14 protein-coding genes are annotated in these 21,132 nt (G+C 59.7%); 5 read left to right on the top strand and 9 right to left on the bottom strand.

Annotation, left to right across the window (positions count from 1 at the left end; all coding sequences use genetic code 11):
* Position 1: 1 nt before the first annotated feature.
* A complete protein-coding gene (locus tag FCH38_RS03545) occupies positions 2-865 on the bottom strand; it encodes a MipA/OmpV family protein (protein ID WP_174372842.1) in 864 nt (287 codons plus the stop codon).
* Between the two features lie 321 nt (positions 866-1,186).
* On the opposite strand from FCH38_RS03545, the gene FCH38_RS03540 reads away from it, so the two are divergent.
* Positions 1,187-4,156 carry a bifunctional [glutamine synthetase] adenylyltransferase/[glutamine synthetase]-adenylyl-L-tyrosine phosphorylase gene (locus FCH38_RS03540; protein ID WP_174372841.1) on the top strand — a complete coding sequence of 990 codons (2,970 nt, stop codon included), beginning with the start codon at positions 1,187-1,189 and terminating at the stop codon, positions 4,154-4,156.
* A 229-nt stretch (positions 4,157-4,385) separates the two neighbouring features.
* Here the strand turns inward: FCH38_RS03540 and FCH38_RS03535 are convergent, their stop codons facing one another.
* The 3 genes from FCH38_RS03535 to pepN all read right to left on the bottom strand — a co-directional run bounded on the left by FCH38_RS03535 (position 4,386) and on the right by pepN (position 10,063).
* On the bottom strand, positions 4,386-6,722 hold the full coding sequence (locus tag FCH38_RS03535) for a PAS domain-containing sensor histidine kinase (protein ID WP_174372840.1): 2,337 nt from the start codon (positions 6,720-6,722) through the stop codon (positions 4,386-4,388).
* Between the two features lie 236 nt (positions 6,723-6,958).
* Entirely contained in the window at positions 6,959-7,279 is a 321-nt protein-coding gene (locus tag FCH38_RS03530; protein ID WP_174372839.1) for a carboxymuconolactone decarboxylase family protein, read from the bottom strand.
* A 135-nt stretch (positions 7,280-7,414) separates the two neighbouring features.
* Positions 7,415-10,063, bottom strand: a complete 2,649-nt coding sequence (pepN, locus tag FCH38_RS03525; protein WP_174372838.1) for an aminopeptidase N — start codon at positions 10,061-10,063, stop codon at positions 7,415-7,417.
* Between the two features lie 471 nt (positions 10,064-10,534).
* Here pepN and FCH38_RS03520 point away from each other — a divergent pair, with 471 nt between their 5' ends.
* Positions 10,535-11,473, top strand: a complete 939-nt coding sequence (locus FCH38_RS03520) for a DMT family transporter (protein ID WP_174372837.1) — start codon at positions 10,535-10,537, stop codon at positions 11,471-11,473.
* A gap of 378 nt (positions 11,474-11,851) precedes the next feature.
* On the opposite strand, the gene FCH38_RS03515 is transcribed toward FCH38_RS03520, so the two are convergent.
* The 3 genes from FCH38_RS03515 to FCH38_RS03505 all read right to left on the bottom strand — a co-directional run bounded on the left by FCH38_RS03515 (position 11,852) and on the right by FCH38_RS03505 (position 14,448).
* Complete coding sequence (locus FCH38_RS03515) at positions 11,852-12,043, bottom strand: hypothetical protein (protein WP_003509784.1); 192 nt, start codon at positions 12,041-12,043, stop codon at positions 11,852-11,854.
* A gap of 151 nt (positions 12,044-12,194) precedes the next feature.
* Positions 12,195-13,106: a uracil-DNA glycosylase gene (locus FCH38_RS03510; RefSeq protein ID WP_174372836.1), complete on the bottom strand. Its 912-nt coding sequence runs from the start codon at positions 13,104-13,106 to the stop codon at positions 12,195-12,197.
* A 43-nt stretch (positions 13,107-13,149) separates the two neighbouring features.
* Positions 13,150-14,448, bottom strand: coding sequence for an Hsp70 family protein (locus FCH38_RS03505; protein WP_174372835.1), 1,299 nt, complete (start codon positions 14,446-14,448; stop codon positions 13,150-13,152).
* 431 nt (positions 14,449-14,879) lie between these two features.
* Between FCH38_RS03505 and FCH38_RS03500 the strand changes: the two genes are divergently transcribed.
* Positions 14,880-15,857, top strand: coding sequence for a GGDEF domain-containing protein (locus tag FCH38_RS03500; RefSeq protein WP_174372834.1), 978 nt, complete (start codon positions 14,880-14,882; stop codon positions 15,855-15,857).
* 22 nt (positions 15,858-15,879) lie between these two features.
* Here the strand turns inward: FCH38_RS03500 and FCH38_RS03495 are convergent, their stop codons facing one another.
* Positions 15,880-16,668: an SDR family oxidoreductase gene (locus tag FCH38_RS03495; RefSeq protein WP_174372833.1), complete on the bottom strand. Its 789-nt coding sequence runs from the start codon at positions 16,666-16,668 to the stop codon at positions 15,880-15,882.
* Between the two features lie 80 nt (positions 16,669-16,748).
* On the opposite strand from FCH38_RS03495, the gene FCH38_RS03490 reads away from it, so the two are divergent.
* Positions 16,749-17,669: a cation diffusion facilitator family transporter gene (locus FCH38_RS03490; protein WP_153513443.1), complete on the top strand. Its 921-nt coding sequence runs from the start codon at positions 16,749-16,751 to the stop codon at positions 17,667-17,669.
* A gap of 91 nt (positions 17,670-17,760) precedes the next feature.
* Here FCH38_RS03490 and FCH38_RS03485 read toward each other — a convergent pair whose 3' ends face one another.
* A complete protein-coding gene (locus FCH38_RS03485; protein ID WP_153513444.1) occupies positions 17,761-18,654 on the bottom strand; it encodes a sensor domain-containing diguanylate cyclase in 894 nt (297 codons plus the stop codon).
* A gap of 584 nt (positions 18,655-19,238) precedes the next feature.
* On the opposite strand from FCH38_RS03485, the gene FCH38_RS03480 reads away from it, so the two are divergent.
* Positions 19,239-20,903, top strand: coding sequence for an electron transfer flavoprotein-ubiquinone oxidoreductase (locus FCH38_RS03480; RefSeq protein WP_174372832.1), 1,665 nt, complete (start codon positions 19,239-19,241; stop codon positions 20,901-20,903).
* The last annotated feature ends 229 nt before the right edge of the window (positions 20,904-21,132 follow it).

Below are 21,132 nucleotides of genomic sequence, written 5' to 3'. Positions count from 1 at the left end.
CTTAAAACGTATAGGCCACGCCCACCATCGCAAATGGCTGTATGTCCTTCTTCACCACCGGGCTGTCCTTGGCGTCGCCCAGGAGGAAACCGACGCCGCCGGCTCCGGTGATCGTCCAGTTCTCGGTCATCAGGTAAGAGACCGAGGCGCTGGCGTCGATGCGCTTGAAGCCGGCTTTGGCGTCGTAGCGGCGCAGGCCGGAGCGGGCGGATTGGGCCGAGGTGACGCCGAAATAGGATTTCATGTGGTTGTCATCCGCCCAGGTGGCGGAAAGGTCCGCGCCGAGGATGAACTGGTCGACCTTGTGCGAGACGCTCGCGCCGACCGTGGCCGTCAGGCCTTCGCTGCCGCCAATGGTCTTGTCGACCTTGGCGTAGATTTCGAAGGGGTCGATGCCATAAGCGATGACGCCGCCGACCACGCCGCCCGCCTTGATGTCGCCCATCCCACGCAGGTTCTTCTTGTCGTCTTTCTCCTTACGTCCGGCTTCCCAGCCGCCCTTGATGCCCAGTCGGAAACCGTTCTGGTTCAGGACATTGACGGTGGCGCCGCTGAAATCGATGCTCAGCGTATCGCCATATTGCACGGAGACCAACGGAACGGCACCGGCTTCCAGCTTGTCGGAGCCTTCATATTTGGGGGCATAGGCCGCACCGACGCCGAGTGTGATCTTCCAGTCGCTGGAGTTGCTGTAGCGGGCATTGTCGAAATTGCCCTGCGGATCGGCGAGCCTGTCCGATTTGCCGATATCGGCGGCAAAAGCCGGCGTAGAGATGATCTGCGCCATGGGCAGCGCTGTAAGGCACAATGCCATCGCACGCAGGTTCTTTTGCCATTTCACCGTAAAAAATTGTTTCATGATCATATCCGTTGCAGCATTGAGCGTTGGAAAACCGGGGAGTCGGGTTTCGTTGAGGAGGACGCTACGTGGGCACAATTGCGGAGACATTACGTGGTGCCGGGACTTGCGCTTGCGAGTGAAAAACCGGGGCGCGGCCTTGGAAAACGTCGCCAAAAACGGTTTTCCTCATCGCAAAGCGCCTCGCATTTGTTACAACGCCAAGTCTATGCGTCCAAACGCTTCGGCAGAGGACGGCGGCGGGACGGTTTGCGGGGAGCGGCCCGTCCCTGAAAAAGCTGCAGGCAGAAGAGTGCGGATGCGAAAGCGGCAAGAGGGAGAGAGACGGTGACGAAACCCCAAAACGCCAAAAGGCGGCTGAGCGAGGTTCTGCCGGGCGTGATCCGCCCCTATACGCAGACGGAACTGAAATCCGTTCTTTCGACGCTGAAGGACATCGGCAAGGTTGAGCCGGCGGTGGCCGCGCTGCTGGCGGACGAAAGCCCGCTGAAGGATTTTATCGCTGCAGCGTTCACCCTGTCGCCCTATCTGCGTGACATGGCCTCAGCGGATGAGGGGCTGCTGACACTGGCGATTTCGAAGCCGCTCACACCGTTGCTGACCGATCTCATCCGTGACGCGCGCGATTGCTGGAAGCCTGGACAAGAGGGCGGCGTCCCCGTCGAAAACGAGGTGATGTCGCGGTTGAGAGTAGCCAAGCGGCGGCTCTCCTTCGTGGCAGCCCTTGCCGATCTGGCACGCATCTTCACCGCCCGCGATACCACGCGCTGGCTGAGCGAGATGGCGGATGCATCGCTCTCCGCCGCCATTGATCACCTGCTGCTTTCCGCGCATGAAAGCGGCAAGCTGAAACTGAAGAACGTCGCTGCGCCGAGCGAGGGTTCCGGCCTGATCGTTCTCGGCATGGGCAAGCTCGGCGCGCGCGAACTCAACTATTCTTCCGATATCGATGCGGTCGTGTTCTTCGAACCAACGGCTGGCATCATCGACGACCCCTATGATGCAACGGAGAATTTCGGACGCATGATGCGCCGTCTTGTGCGTATCATGCAGGAGCGCACGGCGGATGGTTATGTCTTCCGCACCGATCTCAGGCTGCGGCCCGACCCCGGCTCGACGCCGCTCGCGATTCCCGTGGAAGCGGCGCTGCTTTATTACGAGGGCAGGGGCCAGAACTGGGAACGTGCCGCCTATATCAAGGCGCGGCCGGTGGCGGGCGACATCAAGGCGGGTGAAAACTTCCTGCGTGAGCTGACGCCCTTCATCTTCCGCAAATATCTCGATTACGCGGCGATTGCCGATATCCACTCCATCAAGCGGCAAATCCATGCGCATAAGGGCCACGGTGCCATTGCGGTGAAGGGCCATAACGTCAAGCTCGGGCGCGGCGGTATCCGCGAAATCGAATTTTTCGCGCAGACGCAGCAGCTGATTGCCGGCGGCCGCATGCCGCCGCTCAGGGTCCGCGCAACGGAGGAGGCGCTGGCGGCGCTGACGGAAGCGAAATGGATCGATGCCGAGACGCGTGACAGCCTGACTGAGGCCTACTGGTTCCTGCGCGAAGTGGAGCATCGCATCCAGATGGTGCGCGACGAGCAGACCCATGTGCTGCCGGACACTGAAACGGAATTGAAGCGCATCGCCTTCATGCTCGGTTTTGCCGATACCAAGGCCTTTTCCGGGAAGCTGGAAGAGGTGCTGCGGTTGGTGGAGCGGCGTTATTCGGCGCTGTTCGAGCAGGAGACGAAGTTGTCGGGCGAGACCGGCAATCTGGTCTTCACCGGCCAGAAGGACGATCCCGATACGTTAAAGACGCTCTCCACGCTGGGCTTCGAGCGGCCTGAGGATATTTCCCGCGTCATCCGCACCTGGCACAATGGCCGCTACCGGGCGACGCAATCGGTAGAGGCGCGTGAGCGGCTGACGGAGTTGACGCCGGACCTGCTGCGCGCCTTCGGCGAAAGCAAGCGGGCGGATGAGGCGCTGCTGCGCTTCGACAATTTCCTCTCCGGCCTGCCGGCGGGCATCCAGCTGTTTTCACTGCTCGGCAACAATCCGGCGCTTCTGTCGCTCTTGGTAACGATCATGTCGTCGGCCCCGCGTCTTGCCGAAATCATCGCCGCCCGCCCGCATGTCTTCGACGGCATGCTGGACCCGGCGCTGATGAGCGACGTGCCGACGCGCGAATATCTCGCCCATCGTATGGGCAATTTCCTCTCCAATGCCCGCCATTACGAGGATATTCTCGACCGGCTGCGCATTTTCGCCGCCGAACAGCGGTTCCTGATCGGTGTTCGGCTTTTGACCGGCGCGATCCGTGGCGAGGTCGCCGCCCGCGCTTTCACCCATCTTGCCGATCTGGTGATAGAGGCAGCACTGAATGCCGTGCTGGCGGAAATGGAAGCGGCGCATGGACCTTATCCCGGCGGCCGTGTCGCCGTCATGGGCATGGGCAAACTCGGCTCCTTCGAACTCACCGCCGGTTCGGATGTCGATCTCATCCTGCTTTACGATTATGACGATGCCGCCCAGGAATCCACCGGTGCAAAGCCGCTCGATGTGGTGCGCTATTTCACCCGCGTCACGCAAAGGCTGATCGCGGCACTGTCTGCGCCAACGGCGGAAGGCGTGCTTTACGAGGTGGACATGCGGCTTCGCCCTTCCGGCAACAAGGGGCCGGTGGCGACGCGTATTTCCGCCTTCGAGAAATACCAGCGCGAGGAAGCCTGGACCTGGGAGCACATGGCGCTTTCCCGCGCCCGGCTGATCTGCGGCGAAGCCTCACTGATGGAAGATGCAAGCAGCATCATCGCTTCGGTGCTGTCAAAGAAACGCGATGTGGCCAAGGTTTCGGCCGATGTGCTGGAGATGCGAAACCTCATCGAGCAGGAGAAGCCACCGGAGAACATCTGGGACTTCAAGCTTATCAATGGCGGTTTGGTTGATCTGGAATTCATCACCCAATACCTGGCGCTGGTCGGCCCCGTAAAAGGCCTTGCCGCGCATGAATCTGGCCGCAACACGGCTGAGGCGCTGCAGGTGCTGGCCGCGCCCGTGATGGAGCCGCAAGCGTTCGACGACTGCATGGCGGCGATGGGCGTTTATACCGAGATATCGCAGATCGTGCGGCTGTGTATCGACGGCACCTTCAATCCGAAGGAAGCGCCGGCTGGATTGATCGACCTCGTCTGCCGGGCGGGGGATTGCCCTGACATCGCGACGCTGGAGGGGGAGGTGAAGCGGCTGTCGAAGGTGGTGCGGAAGGTTTTTGTGGGGGTGGTGAAGAATGGGGGGTAAGGGTTGGTGGGTGAGGCTTCACCCCCCTCTGCCCTGCCGGGCATCTCCCCCTCAAGGGGGGAGATCAGCTGGGAGCTAACGCTCGCTCATTCGCAACGTTGGAGATGGGCTGAAGAGTGCCGCATATCGATCTCCCCCCTTGAGGGGGAGATGCCCGGCAGGGCAGAGGGGGGTATCGCGAGCACAACCGCAACCTATTGCAAGGTGGCAAGCTCCGCCCAACATCCCCTCAATGCACCGTCCCACAATGCCCCGCCGCATGCGGAATAATAATCGTCACCACCGTACCCCGGCCCTCGCAGGAGCGTATCTTCATCGTCCCCCCATGCAGCTTCACAAGCGAGCGGGAAATCGCAAGCCCGAGACCAGAGCCGCCCTGGCTTTTGGCATATTGGCTCTGCACTTGTTCAAAGGGCTGGCCGATCTTTTCCAGCGCCTGACTTGGAATACCGATGCCGGTATCGGCGATGGTGAGGATCATCGCGGCTTCATGCACATGGGTGCGCAGCGCGATGCGGCCGCCATCGCCGGTGAATTTTACGGCGTTTGACAGAAGGTTGAGCATGATCTGCTTCATGGCGCGGCGGTCGCCCTGCATGGTCAGTCCGGCGCAGACCTTCTGCTGCACGGTGATGTTCTTCTGTTCGGCCTGAATGGCGGTCAGACGCAGCGTTTCCTCGATCAGTGGTGCGAGATCGATGGTCTCGCGGTTGATGCGCATATGGCCCGCCTCGATCTTCGACATGTCGAGAATATCGTTGATGACATTGAGCAAGTGCTTGCCGCTGTCATGGATATCGCGGGCATACTCAGAATATTTCGGCGAACCGACCGGCCCGAACATTTCGTTCTGCAGGATTTCGGAAAAACCGAGAATGGCGTTGAGCGGCGTGCGCAACTCATGGCTCATATTGGCCAGGAATTCGGATTTCGCCCTGTTGGCGGCCAGAGCGCGCTCTTTTTCGGCGAGGTAATTGGCATTGGCGTCGGAAAGCTCCGTCTTCTGCCGCTCCAGCTTGTGCTGGGAGGCGGACAGGTCGCCGATGGTCGCCATCAGCCGGCGTTCGGAATCGCGCAGCCGTTCCTGATGGCGCTTGAGCAGCGAGATATCGGTGCCAACGGAAACAAGGCCGCCATCATGGGTGCGGCGTTCGTTGATCTGCAGCCAGCGCTCGTCGGCCAGCTGCACTTCCGTGGTGCGCGACAGACCGGACTGGTCGGCATCGGCCACGCGACGCTCTACCACGGGGCGGGCCGCCGCCGCATGCACGGTGCTTTTTTCGGTGCCGGCCACCAGCACGCTGTCCGGCAGGCCATAAGCCTTCTGGTAATGGGTGTTGCACATCACCAGACGGTCGTTCTTGTCCCAAAGCACGAAGGCTTCCGAGGTGGATTCGATCGCATCTGCAAGGCGCTGGTCGGCCTCGGCGTAACGCTGGGCGAGGCGGTGCTGTTCGGTGACGTCCATGGCGATGCCGATGACGCGCGGGCCGTTATTGGTGCGAATGACCTGGGCGCGGGCGCGCAGCCAGACATAGTGGCCCTTGGCGTGGCGCATGCGGAAAATCTGGTCGATCTGGCGCAGGTTGCCGCAGCCGACGGCACGGGCAAGCTCGTAGAGATTGCCGTCTTCCGAATGCATCATCCGGGCAGCATCGGAAAAGGACAGTGGTGCAGCTTTGGGCGGCATGCCCAGAATTTCGTAAAGCGAGCCGGACCAGAACATGCGGCGCGAGGAAAGATCGAAATCCCACAATCCGCAGCGGCCACGCGACAATGCCGTTTCCACCCGCAGGTTGGATTCGGCGAAGATGTCGTCGGCGTCGCGGGCGCGCTTCACCTGCATGTAGTAGGCGTAAAGCACCACGAGCAGGATCGAGGAGATGCCGGCAAACAGCGTGACATTCATGGCGATTTCGCTGCGCCAGAAGGAGCGTATCGGCTGCAGCGAGCGCGCCGCAATCACCATCGCGCCGTCGTCGCCGAAGGGTATCATCGTCGCATAATGCTGTTGGCCGTCGATATTGGTCTCGATGGTGCCGGGGGAGCCGGGAAAACGCTGTACGATGGCGATTTCCGGAAGCAAGGCGGGAAGCGACGTGCCGATATAGAGCATCGCTTCCTTGCCGGCGCCGGCAAAAATCCGGCCATTGCTGCCGGAGAGCAGCACCATGGTGCCGTCGGCAAGGCTGCCCGATGGCAATGCTGCGACAAGGCTTGCCTCGGCCCGGGCGCGATCCTGCGAGGTGAAGACGGTGCCGTTGTTGACGAGGGCCGCCTTGGCGGTGAGCGCGGTGAGTGCGGTGGAGTGGCGGGCGGCCTCTTCCATGCGGCTGTATTCGGCAACGATGCCGAGCATGCGCGAGGCTGCAACAACGACCAGAAAGGCGAGGATGAGAATGGGGATGAGCCGCTTCAGCAGCGTCTCGACCTGCGGCGCCGGGCGGTCGGAGCCATTCATCAAACCCATCAGGTCGCTGGAGAGCTTCTCGCCCCAGGCCGCAAGATCAGAAAATTTGGCATACGGCCGCTCATCGCCCGCAGTCGCCCGCCGCACGTTCGTCATTGTCCCGCCTTTGTGATGTCCCCTGATTCGAAGCGCCGCCGCTCGAATATGGCTAGTGAATCAAATGCGATTCGCCCTGTCCAGAGGCAAAAGTTAAAAGAATTTTAACCCCTTGAACCGACTCCGTATTTTTTCGGGACGGTTTCGCCCGGCCCCGTCGAAGTCGGGAATTATGAGCGAAATCAGTGATCCGGCACTCCAGTGCCGGCTGTCGCGGGAGGCGGGGGAAGCGGCTTTCAGACGCCGTCGAAGGCGTCGAGAGCGGGGCCAAGCGCGCTGACGACGCCGTTTCCGGCGGCCGGCAGACCGGTCAGCACCGCGCTGATGATATCGTCGCGGCTTGCACCACGCGCCTTGGCTTCCATGACATGAAAGGCGATGCCGCTTTCAAGGCGCAGGGCGGCCAGAATGCCGATATAGATCAGGCTCTGGGTCTTCACATCAAGCGTGGATGCCACACCCAGTTTCTGGACGGCGTGAAGCCATGCCGCACTGTGGGCGGGAGCGTCCGTCATGAAGCGCTGAAACGAAGCGCTGGCCCTGGACATGTCGGTCATCTGCAATTCCTTCCTGCTGCCGGGCCGGTTTTGACCCCTTGAGATCATCATGTTGCGCAATGCGTTACGCCGCCTTGATGGATATCAAGACGGCGTATCGGCATGTTCGAAATGGTGGCAAAGCGGAAGTTTGGGTTAGCCCTTCAGGATGCGCCCGACAATGTCGCTCACATCCGTGGACAGGCCGTTGGCGTCAGCAATCGTCGAAAGTGCCGCCCTGGCGTGTTCGGCGCGGCTCGCCTCCAGAGACCGCCATGAACGCATGGAGGTGAGAATGCGCGCGGCAAGCTGCGGGTTGCGTTTGTCGATGGCGATGATCTGTTCCGCCAGAAACCGATAGGCCGCGCCATCGGCACGGTGGAAGCCGGTCGGGTTGGCGAAGGCGAGCGTGCCCACCAGCGAGCGAACCCGGTTCGGATTGGTGGCGATGAAATGTTTCGATTTCATCAGCGCCTTGATGCGATCAAGCGCCCCGTCGCCGGGAATGGCGGCCTGCAGCGAGAACCACTTGTCGAGAACAAGCGCATTGTCGGCGAAGCGCGTTTCGAAGGCGGTAAGCGCTTCTTTCGTCTCGGCACTGTCGGGGAAACGCTGGGTCAATACGCTGAGCGCATGGGCGAGATCGGTCATGTTGGTGGCGTCGGCATAGGCTTTTGCCGCACGGGCAGGGGTTTCCTCGGCAAAGGCAAGGAAGCTGAGCGCGCCGTTGCGCAGCGAGCGTCGTCCGGCACTGTCCGCATCCGGGCTGTAGGCCTCGCCGTTACCCGCTCCTTCCGCAAGCTGCCTGAAGGTTTCAAGCCCGGCTGTTGCGATCGCCTTTATGGTGGCGTTGCGCGCCTTGTGAATGGCGTCCGGATCGGTATTGCCACCCAGTTCGCGGGCGATATCCGTTTCGCTTGGCAGCGCCAGCGCCTGTGCGCGGAAAGCGGGCTCGAGCGAAGAATCGCCGACGATTTCAATGAGCGTTGCGATGAGTTCGGCGTCTGTGCGCACTTCAGCGCCGTTCTGCACGGCTTTGGTGGCGGCAATCAGTGCCGGCAAGGCGAGATCGGTCAGCGCCTGAAAACGGGCAAACATATCCGTCTCGTGCCGGGCGATCTGCACCAGATCGGCGGCATTCTGCTCGAAATGCAGATTGACCGGTGCCGAGAAGCTACGGTTGATCGACAGCACGGGCCGCGACGAAATGCCGGAGAAGGAGAAGGTCTGGTTGCGCTCGGTCAGTTGCAGTACACCATCCCGATATTCGCCGCCGGAGACTGTCTGCGGCTCGGCGATCTGACCATTGTCGAGAATCAGCGCCAGCGACAGCGGAATGTGCCGCGGCTGTTTTACCGGCTGTCCGGGTGTCGGCGCCACGGTCTGTTCCAGCGTCAGGCTGAACATGGCCTTGCCGGCATCATAAGCGGAAGAGACGGAGACCAGCGGCGTGCCAGCCTCGGTATACCACAGCGAAAACTGCGACAGATCGCGGCCGCTGGCATCGGCAAAGCTCTTGACGAAATCTTCAACCGTCGCGGCTTCGCCGTCATGACGTTCGAAATAAAGGTCCATGCCCTTCTTGAAATCGTCAGCACCGAGGATCGTGGCGATCATGCGGGTGACTTCGGCGCCCTTTTCATAAACGGTCGTTGTGTAGAAATTGTTGATTTCGCGATAGGTATCGGGGCGTGGCGGATGCGCCAGCGGACCGGAATCCTCCGGAAACTGCTCCGATTTCAGGTGGCGTACATCGGCGATGCGCTTGACCGGGCGCGAGCGCATGTCGGCGGAAAATTCCTGATCGCGATAGACCGTCAGGCCTTCTTTCAGGCACAGCTGGAACCAGTCGCGGCAGGTGATGCGATTGCCGGTCCAGTTGTGGAAATACTCATGCGCGATGATGCGTTCGATATTGGCGTAGTCCGCGTCGGAGGCGGTTTCCGGGTCGGCCAGCACGAATTTATCGTTGAAGACGTTGAGACCCTTGTTCTCCATCGCTCCCATGTTGAAATCGGAGACGGCGACGATCATGAAGATATCGAGGTCGTATTCGCGCCCGAAACGTTCTTCGTCCCATTTCATCGAACGCTTCAGCGCGTTCATGGCATAGGCCGCACGCGGCTCCTTGCCGTGCTCGACACAAATCTTCAGCGCCACGTCGCGGCCGGACATGGTGGTGAAGGTATCTTCCACCACGCCGAGATCGCCGGCGACGAGTGCGAAGAGATAGCTGGGTTTCGGATGCGGGTCGAACCAGGCGGCGAAGTGCCGGCCTTCATCGTAATTGCCACCGCCGAGGAAATTGCCGTTCGACAAGAGCAGCGGATTGCCTTCCTTCGCCGCGATGATCGTCACCGTATAGGGCGCCAGAACATCGGGACGGTCGGGGAAATAGGTGATACGGCGGAAACCTTCCGCCTCGCATTGGGTGCAATAAACGCCATTGGTGCGATAAAGCCCCATCAGCTGCGTATTGACCTGCGGATTGATGTAATTGGTGACGCAAATCTCGAAGGGCGTTTCCGCCGGCAGATCACGGATGGTCAGGCTGTCGGGCGTCGCGTCATATTGGCTGGCAGGGATCTCGACCTGATCGAGCAGCAGGCCCGAAAGCGCCAGCTCGTCGCCATCAAGAACAAGCGGTGCCTGTGGGTCGACGCCTTCGCGCCGGTGAAAGATCAAACGGGCTTCGACCTTGGTATGCTTGGGGTCGAGTTCGAAGGTGAGATCCACCCGCTCCAGAACGAAATCGGTGGGGCGGTAATCTGCCAGGTGAACGATCTGGCCCGTGTCTGTTCGCATGACTGTTCCTGAATAACTTAGCGTGGTCTTCCCGCCATCATGTCGTCATAAGGCCGGGATGTAAAATAGGTGGAGTATTCGTCACATTCATGTGCGCATCGGAGGACATTCTGTCCCGCCATAAAAGGCTTTACCGGTCATGCAGACGATCCTCCCGCCGCCGGACCCATGGACCATCGCAGCAAATGTTGAACGATTGCTGAAATTGTATTTTATTTTCTTCAAATTTTAGCGGGTTTTGGTTTTAGTCTGATTCTTCCCCGGCTCGAGGCCGGAGTGACCGACGGGAAGGCATCAGCCGCGGGAGCAATCTCTTGCCAGATCAACCGAATTCATGGGTGAATAACATTTTTTGATGTAAAGGCCGGAAGGAATGTTCTAGCCTTGCGCAAATCCAATTCCCCTGCGTCGTCCTCCCCGCATGAAAATTTACCGATGGCGTGTTTGCGCAGCCGATATGAGTAACTGCCAATGAACGCCGAACCGACCAATCCCTCCCGCGGGATCAGCATGAAGCTGATTTCGGTTGGCTTTTTTCTTGTCATGCAGACCTGTATCAAGGCCGCCGGTCCCGATGTGCCGGCCGGCCAGATCACCTTCTTTCGTTCCGCTTTCGCCATTATCCCGATTGTCGTCTATCTCGCCTGGCTGCATGCGCTGCCAAGCGCATTGCACACCAACAATCTTCTCGGTCATTTCAAGCGCGGCTTTCTCGGCATCCTGTCCATGGCCTGCGGCTTTTACGGGCTGACCATGCTGCCGCTGCCGGAATTCATCGCCATTGGCTACGCATCGCCGCTGCTGGCGGTCGTCTTCGCCGCTTTCATCCTGCGGGAGAAGGTGCGCGTCTATCGCTGGAGTGCGGTTTTCGTCGGCATGATGGGCGTGCTGGTGATTTTATGGCCGAAAATGACGCTTCTGCGCGAAGGCGGCTTTGCCGCCGGCGAGGGGCTGGGGGCGATTGCGGTGCTGTGTGGTGCAGCCCTTGGCGGGCTGGCGATGATCCAGGTGCGGCAACTGGTCGATACCGAAAAAACGCCGACCATCGTGCTCTATTTTTCGCTCACCGCCACGTTGCTGTCGCTGGTGAGCGTGCCCTTCGGCTGGAGCGCGCTGAGCATGACGCAGGCCGTGCTGTTGATCACCAGCGGCATCTGTGGCGGCATTGCGCAGATCTTTCTGACCGAAAGTTACCGCCATGCGGAAGTCTCCGTCATCGCGCCCTTCGAATATAGCTCCATCATCTTCGGGATCGCGGTCTCCTACGTGCTGTTCGGAGACATCCCTACGCTCACCATGCTGATCGGCACGGCGATCGTTATCCTGGCCGGCATCTTCATCATTTTCCGCGAGCATCAGCTGGGGCTGGCGAGACGGGCGGCACGCAAGGCCTCGACGCCGCAGGGATGAAGTTGCCGTTCCCCGATGTGTTCCGTTGAAGTTGATGACGACGGATATTTCTTCTCTCGACGTCATCCTCGGGCTTGTCCCGAGGATCTGCCAACGTTTTGATTTTGTTGAGGTGATTAGATCCTCGGGTCAAGCCCGAGGATGACGTCGCAGGAAAAATGCTACCCTTGCGCCCTCAATTTCGATGTCATGAGCGTGCAGAAATCTGAATCGGACAACACTACGAAAAGCCCAAGGATGACGTCAGAGTATTTGGCAAGGTTCATAACCTCGCCGTCTCTCTCAGCAAAACCCACAAAAGCAAAAGGCGCCTTCCCGAGGAAAGACGCCAGCGCGCAATCATATATGTGGACCAGCTTTATACTGGCCTGAGTGCTCTCAGCGCTCGCGGAAATCCGCAAAGACAGCCGAAGGACGCGTCACGCGGACCTGCTGCATGGCAGCGCGTGCGGTCATCTGTTCGTTAGCGGCAGCGCCGAAACGATGGTAACCCTGACTGGAGCGTGGGCCGAGGCCCGCCAGACGGAGCGTTTCAAAGCCGGAATGCACCGGACGGAAGCGAGTGGTCATTGCCTTGGTTCCTTAAACCGAATTCCTCCCAAGACACGACGGTATATCGCAGCGCAGCATGGATTCGGCAAGCCAGCCAAATGCGTCGCTGTTATGCGAATTGCGCATGGCTTTTTTCATAATTCGTTTACACTGAGCAATAATAAGGCAATCAGCCTTGCGTAACCTTGGCCTGAAAAGCCAATAAATCCTGCCATGCCAATGACTTGCTGGCTGGCGCGTTCAAAAGTTCCTGCGGGTGCAGGCTGGCCAGAGCCGGCAAAACCAGGTGCCCGGCTGCGACATCACGCCACTGTCCGCGCATCGTATGGATCGTTCCCGTGCCGCCGAAGAAGAAACGTGCGGTGAAGTTGCCAAGAAGCAACAGGTGTTTCGGCTCCGCCAGCGCGATCTGGCGCTCGATGAAGGGGCGGCAGATATCCATTTCCGCCTGAGTTGGCGGGCGGTTGCCCGGCGGCCGCCACGGCACGACATTGCCAAGCATGATGGTGCTGCGTTCAAGGCCGATTGCTGCAAGCATCCGGTCAAGCAGAAGCCCGGTCTTGCCGGCGAAGGGCAGGCCCTCGCGGTCGTCATCGGCATCCGGCATGGGGCCGAGGATCATGACAGGGGATGCGGGGTCGCCTTGGGTGAAAATCGTGCTGCGGGCACTGTTCTTGAGATTGCAGCCGCTGAACCCTTCAAGCGCGGTTTTCAGCTCGGCAAGCGATCTTGCGCTTTCGGCTGCAAAACGCGCTGCCGCCACGGCCTGTTCGTCCGGCATGGCAACATTCTGCTGAATGGCGGGGGCAGGAGGCGCGCCGCGGGCCGGTGCCTGGCGTTTCGGCTGCTGCTGCGGCGAGTGCTGGGGCGTATCGCCGCTGCGTTCCATCGGTCGCTGGCTGGACTGGCGCACGGCTGCGCCCGTCTCCTGCCCCTGCATCGGCCGGGCAGGGCGGGCGGCGGCAAATTCGGCAAAACGGTCGAGCGGCTGGTCTTCCAGCAGCCAGTCCACGCCCGCATCCGCATGGAAATGCAGGAGGGCGGCAAGTTCGGCCGGAGAAAGGTCGTGGGCGGCGATCATGGGTGGAAATTATCCCATGTTCCCCGCCCGGGGAACCCGTAAATCACGCTGTCCAGCGCTGAATGTCGCCGCTTTCGCCGATCATGGCCAGACCGTGGGCAATCGACAGCAGTTCGCCGCCGGTTTCGATCTTCTCTGCGTCGAAACGACGGGTGAAAAGCTCCCGCACCGCCGGCACGAAGGAGGTGCCGCCAGTCAGGAACACCTTGTCGATGGCTTCGGGGGCTACCTGCGTCTTTTCCAGAACCTCGTCCAGCGCCCCTTCGATCTTGGCGAGGTCGTCGGCGATCCATCCGTTGAAGTCGCTGCGTTTCACCATCTTGCGCCCGGCCTTGCCGAGTGGCGTGAAGTTGAACTCCGCTTCTTCAGCCGAAGACAGCGCCATCTTGGTGGCGGAAATCGCCTGATAGAGCGGGTAACCCTCATCATGGTCCACCAGATCGATGAACATTTCGAGCTTTTCCGGCTCCAGCGCCGAGCGCACCAGCGATTTAAGGGCGGTGAATTCCTTAGAAGTCTTGAAGATCGACAGCTGGTTCCAGCGGCCGAAATTCACGTAATAACCGGATGGTACGTCCAGCACCTTGTCGAAACTCTTGAACTTGCTGCCCTTGCCGATCTCCGGCGAGACCAGATTGTCGATCATGCGGAAGTCGAAATGATCGCCCGCCACGCCGACGCCCGAATGGCCGATGGGGGTGGCGGAAAGCTTGCCGGCATGGGTCTCGAAACGGATCAGCGAATAGTCGGTGGTGCCGCCGCCGAAATCCGCTACCAGCACATTGGCGTCCTTCTTCAGGCTCTGGGCGAAATAATAGGCGGCCGCCACCGGCTCATAGACATAGTGGATTTCCGGAAAACCGGCGCGCGTCAGCGCCTCGTTGTAACGGGCAAGCGCCAGCGCTTCGTCCGGATTGCCCCCGGCGAAACGCACCGGCCGGCCGGCGATGACGGTCGAGACGTCGCCTGGCCATTCGTCACCCGCATAGGTTTTCAGCTTGCGCAGGAACACCTCCATCAGATCCTCGAAGCTCTGGCGCTTGGCGAAGATCAGTGTGCCCTGAAACAGCGGCGAGGCCGCAAATGTCTTGATCGACTGCAGGAAACGACAGTCGCCAGCATTGTCGATGAATTGCCGGATGGCGGCATGGCCCGCCTCCACATGCAGCGCGGCCGCACCAAGGCCTGCATCCTTCATGAAGGAAAGCGCCGTGCGCATGCTGTCATCCGTACCGGCGCTGCTGGTGAAACGCATGGAACGGCTGTCGCCGTCACCGTTGGAAAGAGCCATGACCGTGTTGGTCGTGCCGAAATCGAGGCCAAGTGCCCGCTTTTGCGTCATCGCCATATCCTTGTCGCCGAAAGAAATATTCGCCCGGCCCTTGGGTGGCCCGGCGTGAAAATAAGGGATGCCTTTGGCGTCCCGATGTCAGAGGAGGGCGGTTGATTGCACAGGGCAGATGGAATGGCAAGCGTCGGCCGCCGTTTTTCGGCCGATCGCTGCCGGAGGGGCTGTCCCCTTTGCCTGAAGTGGGCTGGGGAAACATCTATAGGGCAGCGGATGGTAAACGATTTGCTTATGCGAGCATGAAAGAATGCAGATAGTTTTCTGCAATATCTTTAGGGGTTTGCGGTTATAATGGTACAAATCGGAAGATTAGGTGGCAAGGCAACGGTCGGGTCCACATGTACTAAATACTTTATTCTCGAAGAATATAAATCGAAGTTCCTATATTGCGTTTCACCTGTTGACTTCCCAACCCGGAAATTTTGATGTCCCGCAAGATGACCAATTCCCTCCTGGAAGACGTGCCGTTGGACTGTCCCGAGTCGGTGCGGGGCGAGATCGCGGTTTTCAACCGGCAGCTTCTCAACCTCATGGAAGCGTCGCAGCAGGGTTATGCGCTTTTTGACGGCAGCGACGAGTTGCGTTTCGCCAATACGGTGTTTCGCAAGGCGCTCGGCATCGGCCCGGCTGGTTTTCCGAGTTGGGTGGACCTTATGCGTAGCGGATATCGCAGTTCCACCGGCACCGCCGTCGAAACCTCCGATTTCGAACTCTGGCTGCGTTCCGCCAGAACGCGGCGCGGCAAGCTGCCCTTCCGCACCATTGAGACCAGTCTCAATGACGGGCGCTGGGTGCTGACGACTGAAACGACGTTGCCGGGCGGCTGGATGCTGTGCGTGATCACCGATATTTCCGAACTCGGCATCGAATTGCGCGATCTGCGGCAGGAGCGCGACAGGGCGTTGAAATCGGCGCTGAGCGACGAACTAACCGGTCTCGGCAACCGCCGTTATGCCATGGATAGCCTCAATCACATGCTCGGCCCCAACAAGGCGCAGGCGCTTGCTGTCATCATCATGGATATTGATCACTTCAAGGCGGTGAATGATCGCTTCGGACATGCCTGCGGCGATCTGGTTCTCAAGGATTTCGCCGCGCGGCTTTCCGCGAGCGTCGGTCGCGACGATCTCATCGGCCGGATCGGCGGAGAGGAGTTCCTGCTGGTCCTTGGCGGTTCGCGGATGCATAGCGCCGAGGCTGTCATGCAGGGGCTGCTGTCGTCGCTGGCTGATGCGTCACCGCTCGGGGATATGCCGGATTTCCGCTATAGCTGTTCGGCCGGCATCGCTTTTGCCAATCCCGGTGAAAGCGCCAGCGACGTTCTGCGCCGCGCCGACACGGCCCTTTACGAAGCCAAGAATACCGGCCGAAACCGCTTCGTGATCTACGAAGCGGTCTCCTGACGTGTGTATGTGTTGGCGGCTGTCAGTTCGACTTCGCCGCGCCGCCATCTACCCTGAGCATCGTGCCGGTGATATAACTTGCGGGCACCGAGCAGAGGAAAGCGCCGGCAGCGGCGAACTCTTCCACCGTGCCGAGGCGACCGGCCGGAATGGTCTTGACCGAAGCTTCACGGATTTCCTCGACGCTTTTGCCCAGACGTTTGGCGTTGGCGCCATCCAGCTCGTCGATGCGATCGGTGTGGATGCGGCCGGGCAGCAGCAGGTTGGAGGTGATGCCGAAACCGGCCACTTCGCTGGACAGCGTCTTGCTCCAGCCCACCAGCGCGCCGCGCAGGGTGTTGGAGAGCGCCAGATTGGCGATCGGTTCGAACACGCCGGATGAGGCGACGGTGAGGATGCGGCCAAAGCCCTGTTCCTTCATCTGCGGCAACAGCGCGTTGGTGAGCGTGATGACGCGCAGCACCATCGACTGGAAGAAGGTGTCGAGCTTCTCGGTCGTCATTTCCTGCGCGAGACCCGGCGTCGGGCCGCCGGTATTGTTGACGAGAATATCGATGCCGCCGAGCTTGTCCTTGACGGCTTCAACCATGGCCTCGACGAAATTGTCATCGGCAAGATCACCCCAGACCCAGTCGGCCTTGCCTTTGCCGAGCGCATTGATCGCCTTGCAGTTTGCAGCCAGCTTCTCGCCGCTTCTGCCGACGAGAAGAACGTTTGCGCCTTCCTTGGCCAGCGCCGTGGCAATGCCCAGCCCAAGGCCGCGAGAGGAGGCGAGAACGAGGGCGCGTTTGCCGGAAATGCCGAAATCCATGGGGTTTGTCCTGTCTTGTGAGGAGTGTCTGTGCTGTTTATAGGAAGGTGGCGTCCGATTTTGAAGGTCAAATACACGTCATGACAGAACAATCTCTGCTGAAGTTTTCCATCGCCGTCACGGTCCTGCTGGCCGCGTTCGGCATTGGCGCGGGCCTGTTCTCCGGTTCTTTCGCGGTGGTGTTCGATGGCGTTTATGCGCTCACCGACGCCTTCATGACGGTGCTGGCGCTTCTGGTGGCGCGGCTGATCGCGGCCTCCGCCGCGCCCCGCCCCGGTGGCAGACTGGCGGAGCGCTTCACCATGGGTTTCTGGCATCTGGAGCCGATGGTGCTTGGCCTCAACGGCACACTTCTGATGGGCGCTGCGATCTATGCGCTGATCAATGCCATCGACAGCCTGATGGATGGCGGCAGATCGATCGAGTTCGACTACGCCATCATCGTCACCTTCTTCAGCTTCGCCGTCTCGCTTGCCATGGCATGGTTCGTCAAAAGGCAGAACCGCCGGCTGAAATCCGCCTTCGTGGCGCTGGACGCCAAAAGCTGGCTGATGAGCGCGCTCTTAAGCATCGCGCTGTTCGTCGCCTTCGCCATTGGTTATGGCCTCACGGGAACGACCCACGCGTGGATCGCCCCCTATATCGACCCCGCCGTGCTCGCGCTGGTCTGCCTCGTCATCATCCCCATGCCGCTCGGCAATGTGAAACAGGCGCTCGCCGACATTCTTCTGGTCACCCCGCTGGAATTCAAGCAGCATGTGGATCGGGTGGCGACAGAGACGGTGGGGAAATTCGGCTTCGCCTCGCATTATTCCTATGTCGCCCGCGTCGGCCGTGGCCGACAGATCGAACTCTTCTTCATCGTCCCGAAAAACTGGCCGCCCCGGCATCTGGAAGAATGGGATGCGATCCGCGACGAGATCGGCGATGCGCTGGGCGGCGAGGGTGCGGATCGCTGGCTGACGATTGTGTTTACGACGGATGAGGAATGGGCGATTTGAGGGGGGCAGTTGATGCGAGGTGGCTGACTACATTGGTCGCTTCTGGTCCGAAGCCACCCCTCTAAGGAGGAACAGTTTGCGTCGACTGGAATTATAGAGCTGACACCCGGTTGCGACCGGCGCGTTTTGACAAATACAAGCCCTCGTCGGCGCGTTTGAGTATATCGCTGGAAAAGCGATCAGGCTGGCCGAATTCGCTGACACCGCCGCTGATAGTCGCTTCGTAACGCAGGCTTTGCTTCAGGGTGATCGGAACATTCTCACGCAGTCGCTCGGCAATTTCCAACGCATCGTTACGATGGGTGCCCGGCATCACAACCACGAACTCGTCTCCCCCGAAACGGGCAATCACATCGTTCTGGCGCAGGTGCTGTCGGCACAGGCGCGCAATTTCCACCAGGGCCATGTCGCCTGCGTGATGCCCCATCTGGTCATTAAGCTGTTTGAAATTGTCGAGATCAAATACGAGTAAAGAAGTCTGCGATTTTTCTTGTTCAAAGATCGCTAACCGGTGGTCGAGCGTCTCAATCAGCTTGCGTCTGTTATATAGCCCCGTCAGGGCGTCGGTTTCGCTCAGTTGGCGGAGCTTCTGCTGGACGTCATTCTTATCGGTAATATTGCTCGCTACCCAGACAACGGCAGCCTCGCCCTCTACTTGAAAATCGAGCGCCTGAACGCGGCCTTCGAACCAGATGGAATGACTGGGACCGTCGCCGGCTCCTTTGACATCACTGCCGCTGAGTTCATATTCGACGATATGGAGCACACCGCTTGCCAGCGCCTTTTCAATTTCGGTAGCGAACCACCTTGCCTTCTCTTCTTTCAGCATCTCGAACATACTACGCCCGACAAGACCGCTACCGTCATGATAGTGTCTAAGGTCTTTCCCTCCGAATACAGCCGCATAACGGCCGCTGCGCGTCAAGATGAACGCGGGGTCTGGAAGGGAGGAAAGGATGGAAATCAATTGCTGCTGTGTAAACAAGGAATCGCTTTCTCACATTGCCTGACGACGTGGCCCTGCTACAAAACACCCGTATGTGCACGCACACATGGCACGTATTTCATTTGCAGATCAGCCTGCTGGTTCCTCCAGATTGCCACAACAGCATTTCACTTTTCTTAAATGCTAAATTATGGGAGGTGCGAAAGTCGTTCCCGACTGACCGGGAGGAGCTTTAACTTCGACAGCGATCCGTTTCTGCTCGTCGCAGATTGGAGCCTGCGTCAGCCATTGCCGACGAATGTGAGCCATATGCGCTTGTGGCGCAATGCGGAAGCCCCAGCTTCCCCAAACACCAACCACTCTTGACGCAAATACGCATCGCTCTTATTTTATTACGTGAACGTAAAAGTAATAAATCAATCATCAGGTTGTCTGACAATTGACTGGCCTGCGACATGTTTTGCCGCTATAGAAGCTCGACAAAGGCGTCTTGCTTTGCGAAGACAGGGGAGGCGAACTCCTTGTTGCGCACGGGCTTTTTACCTCGCACCGGCAATGCCCTGTCGATGCCGGAAAGCGGATATAATAACAGCCGGATGGGACCGGCGATCTGAGAGGACGAGATGACGGAAGCGATGGAACTGCCCGAACGCGAAGCGATGGAATTCGACGTTGTGATTGTCGGAGCGGGTCCTGCGGGTCTTGCCGCCGCGATCCGGCTGAAGCAGGTGCAGCCTGAGCTTTCGGTCGTCGTTCTTGAGAAGGGTGCTGAAGTCGGCGCCCATATCCTCTCCGGTGCGGTGGTTGATCCCATCGGCATTGACCGGCTGTTGCCCGGCTGGCGCGAAGAGGAGGGGCATCCCTTCAAGACCGAGGTCAAGGACGACCAGTTCATGTTTTTAGGCCCGGCTGGCTCCATCCGCCTGCCGAATTTCATGATGCCGCCCTTGATGAACAATCACGGCAATTACATCGTCTCGCTTGGGCTGGTCTGTCGCTGGCTGGCGGAAAAGGCGGAAGGGCTCGGCGTCGAGATCTATCCCGGCTTTGCCGCAACCGAAGTGCTTTATAATGACGATGGCGCTGTCATCGGTGTCGCCACCGGCGATATGGGCATCGAAAAGAACGGCGAGCCTGGCCCTGGCTTCACCCGCGGCATGGAACTGCACGGCAAATATGTGCTTGTTGGAGAAGGCGTGCGTGGTTCGCTCGCCAAGCAGCTGATTGCCAAATTCGACCTGTCGAAGGATCGCGAGCCGCAGAAATTCGGCATCGGCATCAAGGAACTGTGGCAGGTCAAGCCGGAGCACCACAGACAGGGCCTCGTGCAGCACTCCTTCGGCTGGCCGCTGGGCTTCAAGACCGGCGGCGGTTCGTTCCTCTATCATCTCGAGGATAATCTCGTCGCTGTCGGCTTCGTGGTGCATCTCAATTACAAGAACCCCTATCTTTATCCCTTCGAGGAATTCCAGCGCTTCAAGACGCATCCGGCCATCCGCGATACGTTCGAGGGCGGCAAGCGCATCTCCTATGGCGCGCGCGCCATCACCGAAGGCGGTTACCAGTCGGTGCCGAAACTGACCTTCCCCGGCGGTGCGCTGATCGGCTGTTCCGCCGGTCTCGTCAACGTGCCGCGCATCAAGGGTAGCCACAATGCGGTGCTGTCGGGCATGCTGGCGGCGGACAAGATCGCCGCGGCGATTGCGGACGGTCGCGCCCATGACGAGGTAGCGGAGATCGAGGCCGAATGGCGCGAAGGCGATATCGGCAGGGATCTGAAGCGGGTGCGCAACGTCAAGCCGCTATGGTCGAAATTCGGCACGCTGGTTGGCGTCGGCCTTGGCGGTCTCGACATGTGGACGAACCAGCTGTTCGGCTTCTCGGTCTTCGGCACGCTGAAGCATGGCAAGACGGATGCGCAAAGCCTCGAGCCGGCTTCGAAGCACAAGCCGATCGCCTATCCCAAACCCGATGGCGTTCTGACTTTCGACCGCCTGTCCTCGGTGTTCCTGTCTTCCACCAACCATGAGGAGGACCAGCCGGTGCATCTTCAGGTGAAGGATATGGAGTTGCAGAAGCGTTCCGAACACGACGTCTTTGCCGGTCCGTCGACGCGCTACTGTCCGGCCGGGGTCTATGAGTGGGTGGAGAAGGACGGCGAGGAGGTCTACGTCATCAACGCCCAGAACTGCGTGCACTGCAAGACCTGCGACATCAAGGATCCCAACCAGAATATCAACTGGGTGCCGCCGCAAGGCGGTGAGGGGCCGGTTTACGCCAATATGTGATGTCGCAGAGGCATCCGCCGTCATCCTTGGGCTTGTCCCAAGGATCTAAACACGTCGCCAAAATCAATTTGTTGCAGATCCTCGGGACAGGCTCGAGGATGACGTCGTGCTTGGGTTGAGGGCCTGCATTGATTCAACCCAACGTGTGGTCCGGCTGGAAGAAGGCGTTTTCGGCATGATGGCAAAAAAGACATCCACAGCCTCTTTGCCCCCTGCCTATTTGTGGATT

The sequence above is a fragment of the Agrobacterium tumefaciens genome (genome assembly GCF_013337285.1).
GTDB lineage: Bacteria > Pseudomonadota > Alphaproteobacteria > Rhizobiales > Rhizobiaceae > Agrobacterium > Agrobacterium burrii.
Note: the sequence above shows the minus strand (reverse complement) of the source record. Positions and strands in the feature narration are given on the sequence as shown.

What these genes read in the sequence shown, in the direction of transcription:
- FCH38_RS03490 (WP_153513443.1), top strand. Translation starts at nt 16,749, where the DNA reads ATGACAGAACAATCTCTGCTGAAGTTTTCCATCGCCGTCACGGTCCTG.
- pepN (WP_174372838.1), bottom strand. Translation starts at nt 10,063, where the DNA reads ATGCGAACAGACACGGGCCAGATCGTTCACCTGGCAGATTACCGCCCC.
- FCH38_RS03500 (WP_174372834.1), top strand. Translation starts at nt 14,880, where the DNA reads ATGTCCCGCAAGATGACCAATTCCCTCCTGGAAGACGTGCCGTTGGAC.
- FCH38_RS03530 (WP_174372839.1), bottom strand. Translation starts at nt 7,279, where the DNA reads ATGACCGACATGTCCAGGGCCAGCGCTTCGTTTCAGCGCTTCATGACG.
- FCH38_RS03505 (WP_174372835.1), bottom strand. Translation starts at nt 14,448, where the DNA reads ATGACGCAAAAGCGGGCACTTGGCCTCGATTTCGGCACGACCAACACG.
- FCH38_RS03480 (WP_174372832.1), top strand. Translation starts at nt 19,239, where the DNA reads ATGACGGAAGCGATGGAACTGCCCGAACGCGAAGCGATGGAATTCGAC.
- FCH38_RS03520 (WP_174372837.1), top strand. Translation starts at nt 10,535, where the DNA reads ATGAACGCCGAACCGACCAATCCCTCCCGCGGGATCAGCATGAAGCTG.
- FCH38_RS03510 (WP_174372836.1), bottom strand. Translation starts at nt 13,106, where the DNA reads ATGATCGCCGCCCACGACCTTTCTCCGGCCGAACTTGCCGCCCTCCTG.
- FCH38_RS03535 (WP_174372840.1), bottom strand. Translation starts at nt 6,722, where the DNA reads ATGACGAACGTGCGGCGGGCGACTGCGGGCGATGAGCGGCCGTATGCC.
- FCH38_RS03545 (WP_174372842.1), bottom strand. Translation starts at nt 865, where the DNA reads ATGATCATGAAACAATTTTTTACGGTGAAATGGCAAAAGAACCTGCGT.
- FCH38_RS03515 (WP_003509784.1), bottom strand. Translation starts at nt 12,043, where the DNA reads ATGACCACTCGCTTCCGTCCGGTGCATTCCGGCTTTGAAACGCTCCGT.
- FCH38_RS03495 (WP_174372833.1), bottom strand. Translation starts at nt 16,668, where the DNA reads ATGGATTTCGGCATTTCCGGCAAACGCGCCCTCGTTCTCGCCTCCTCT.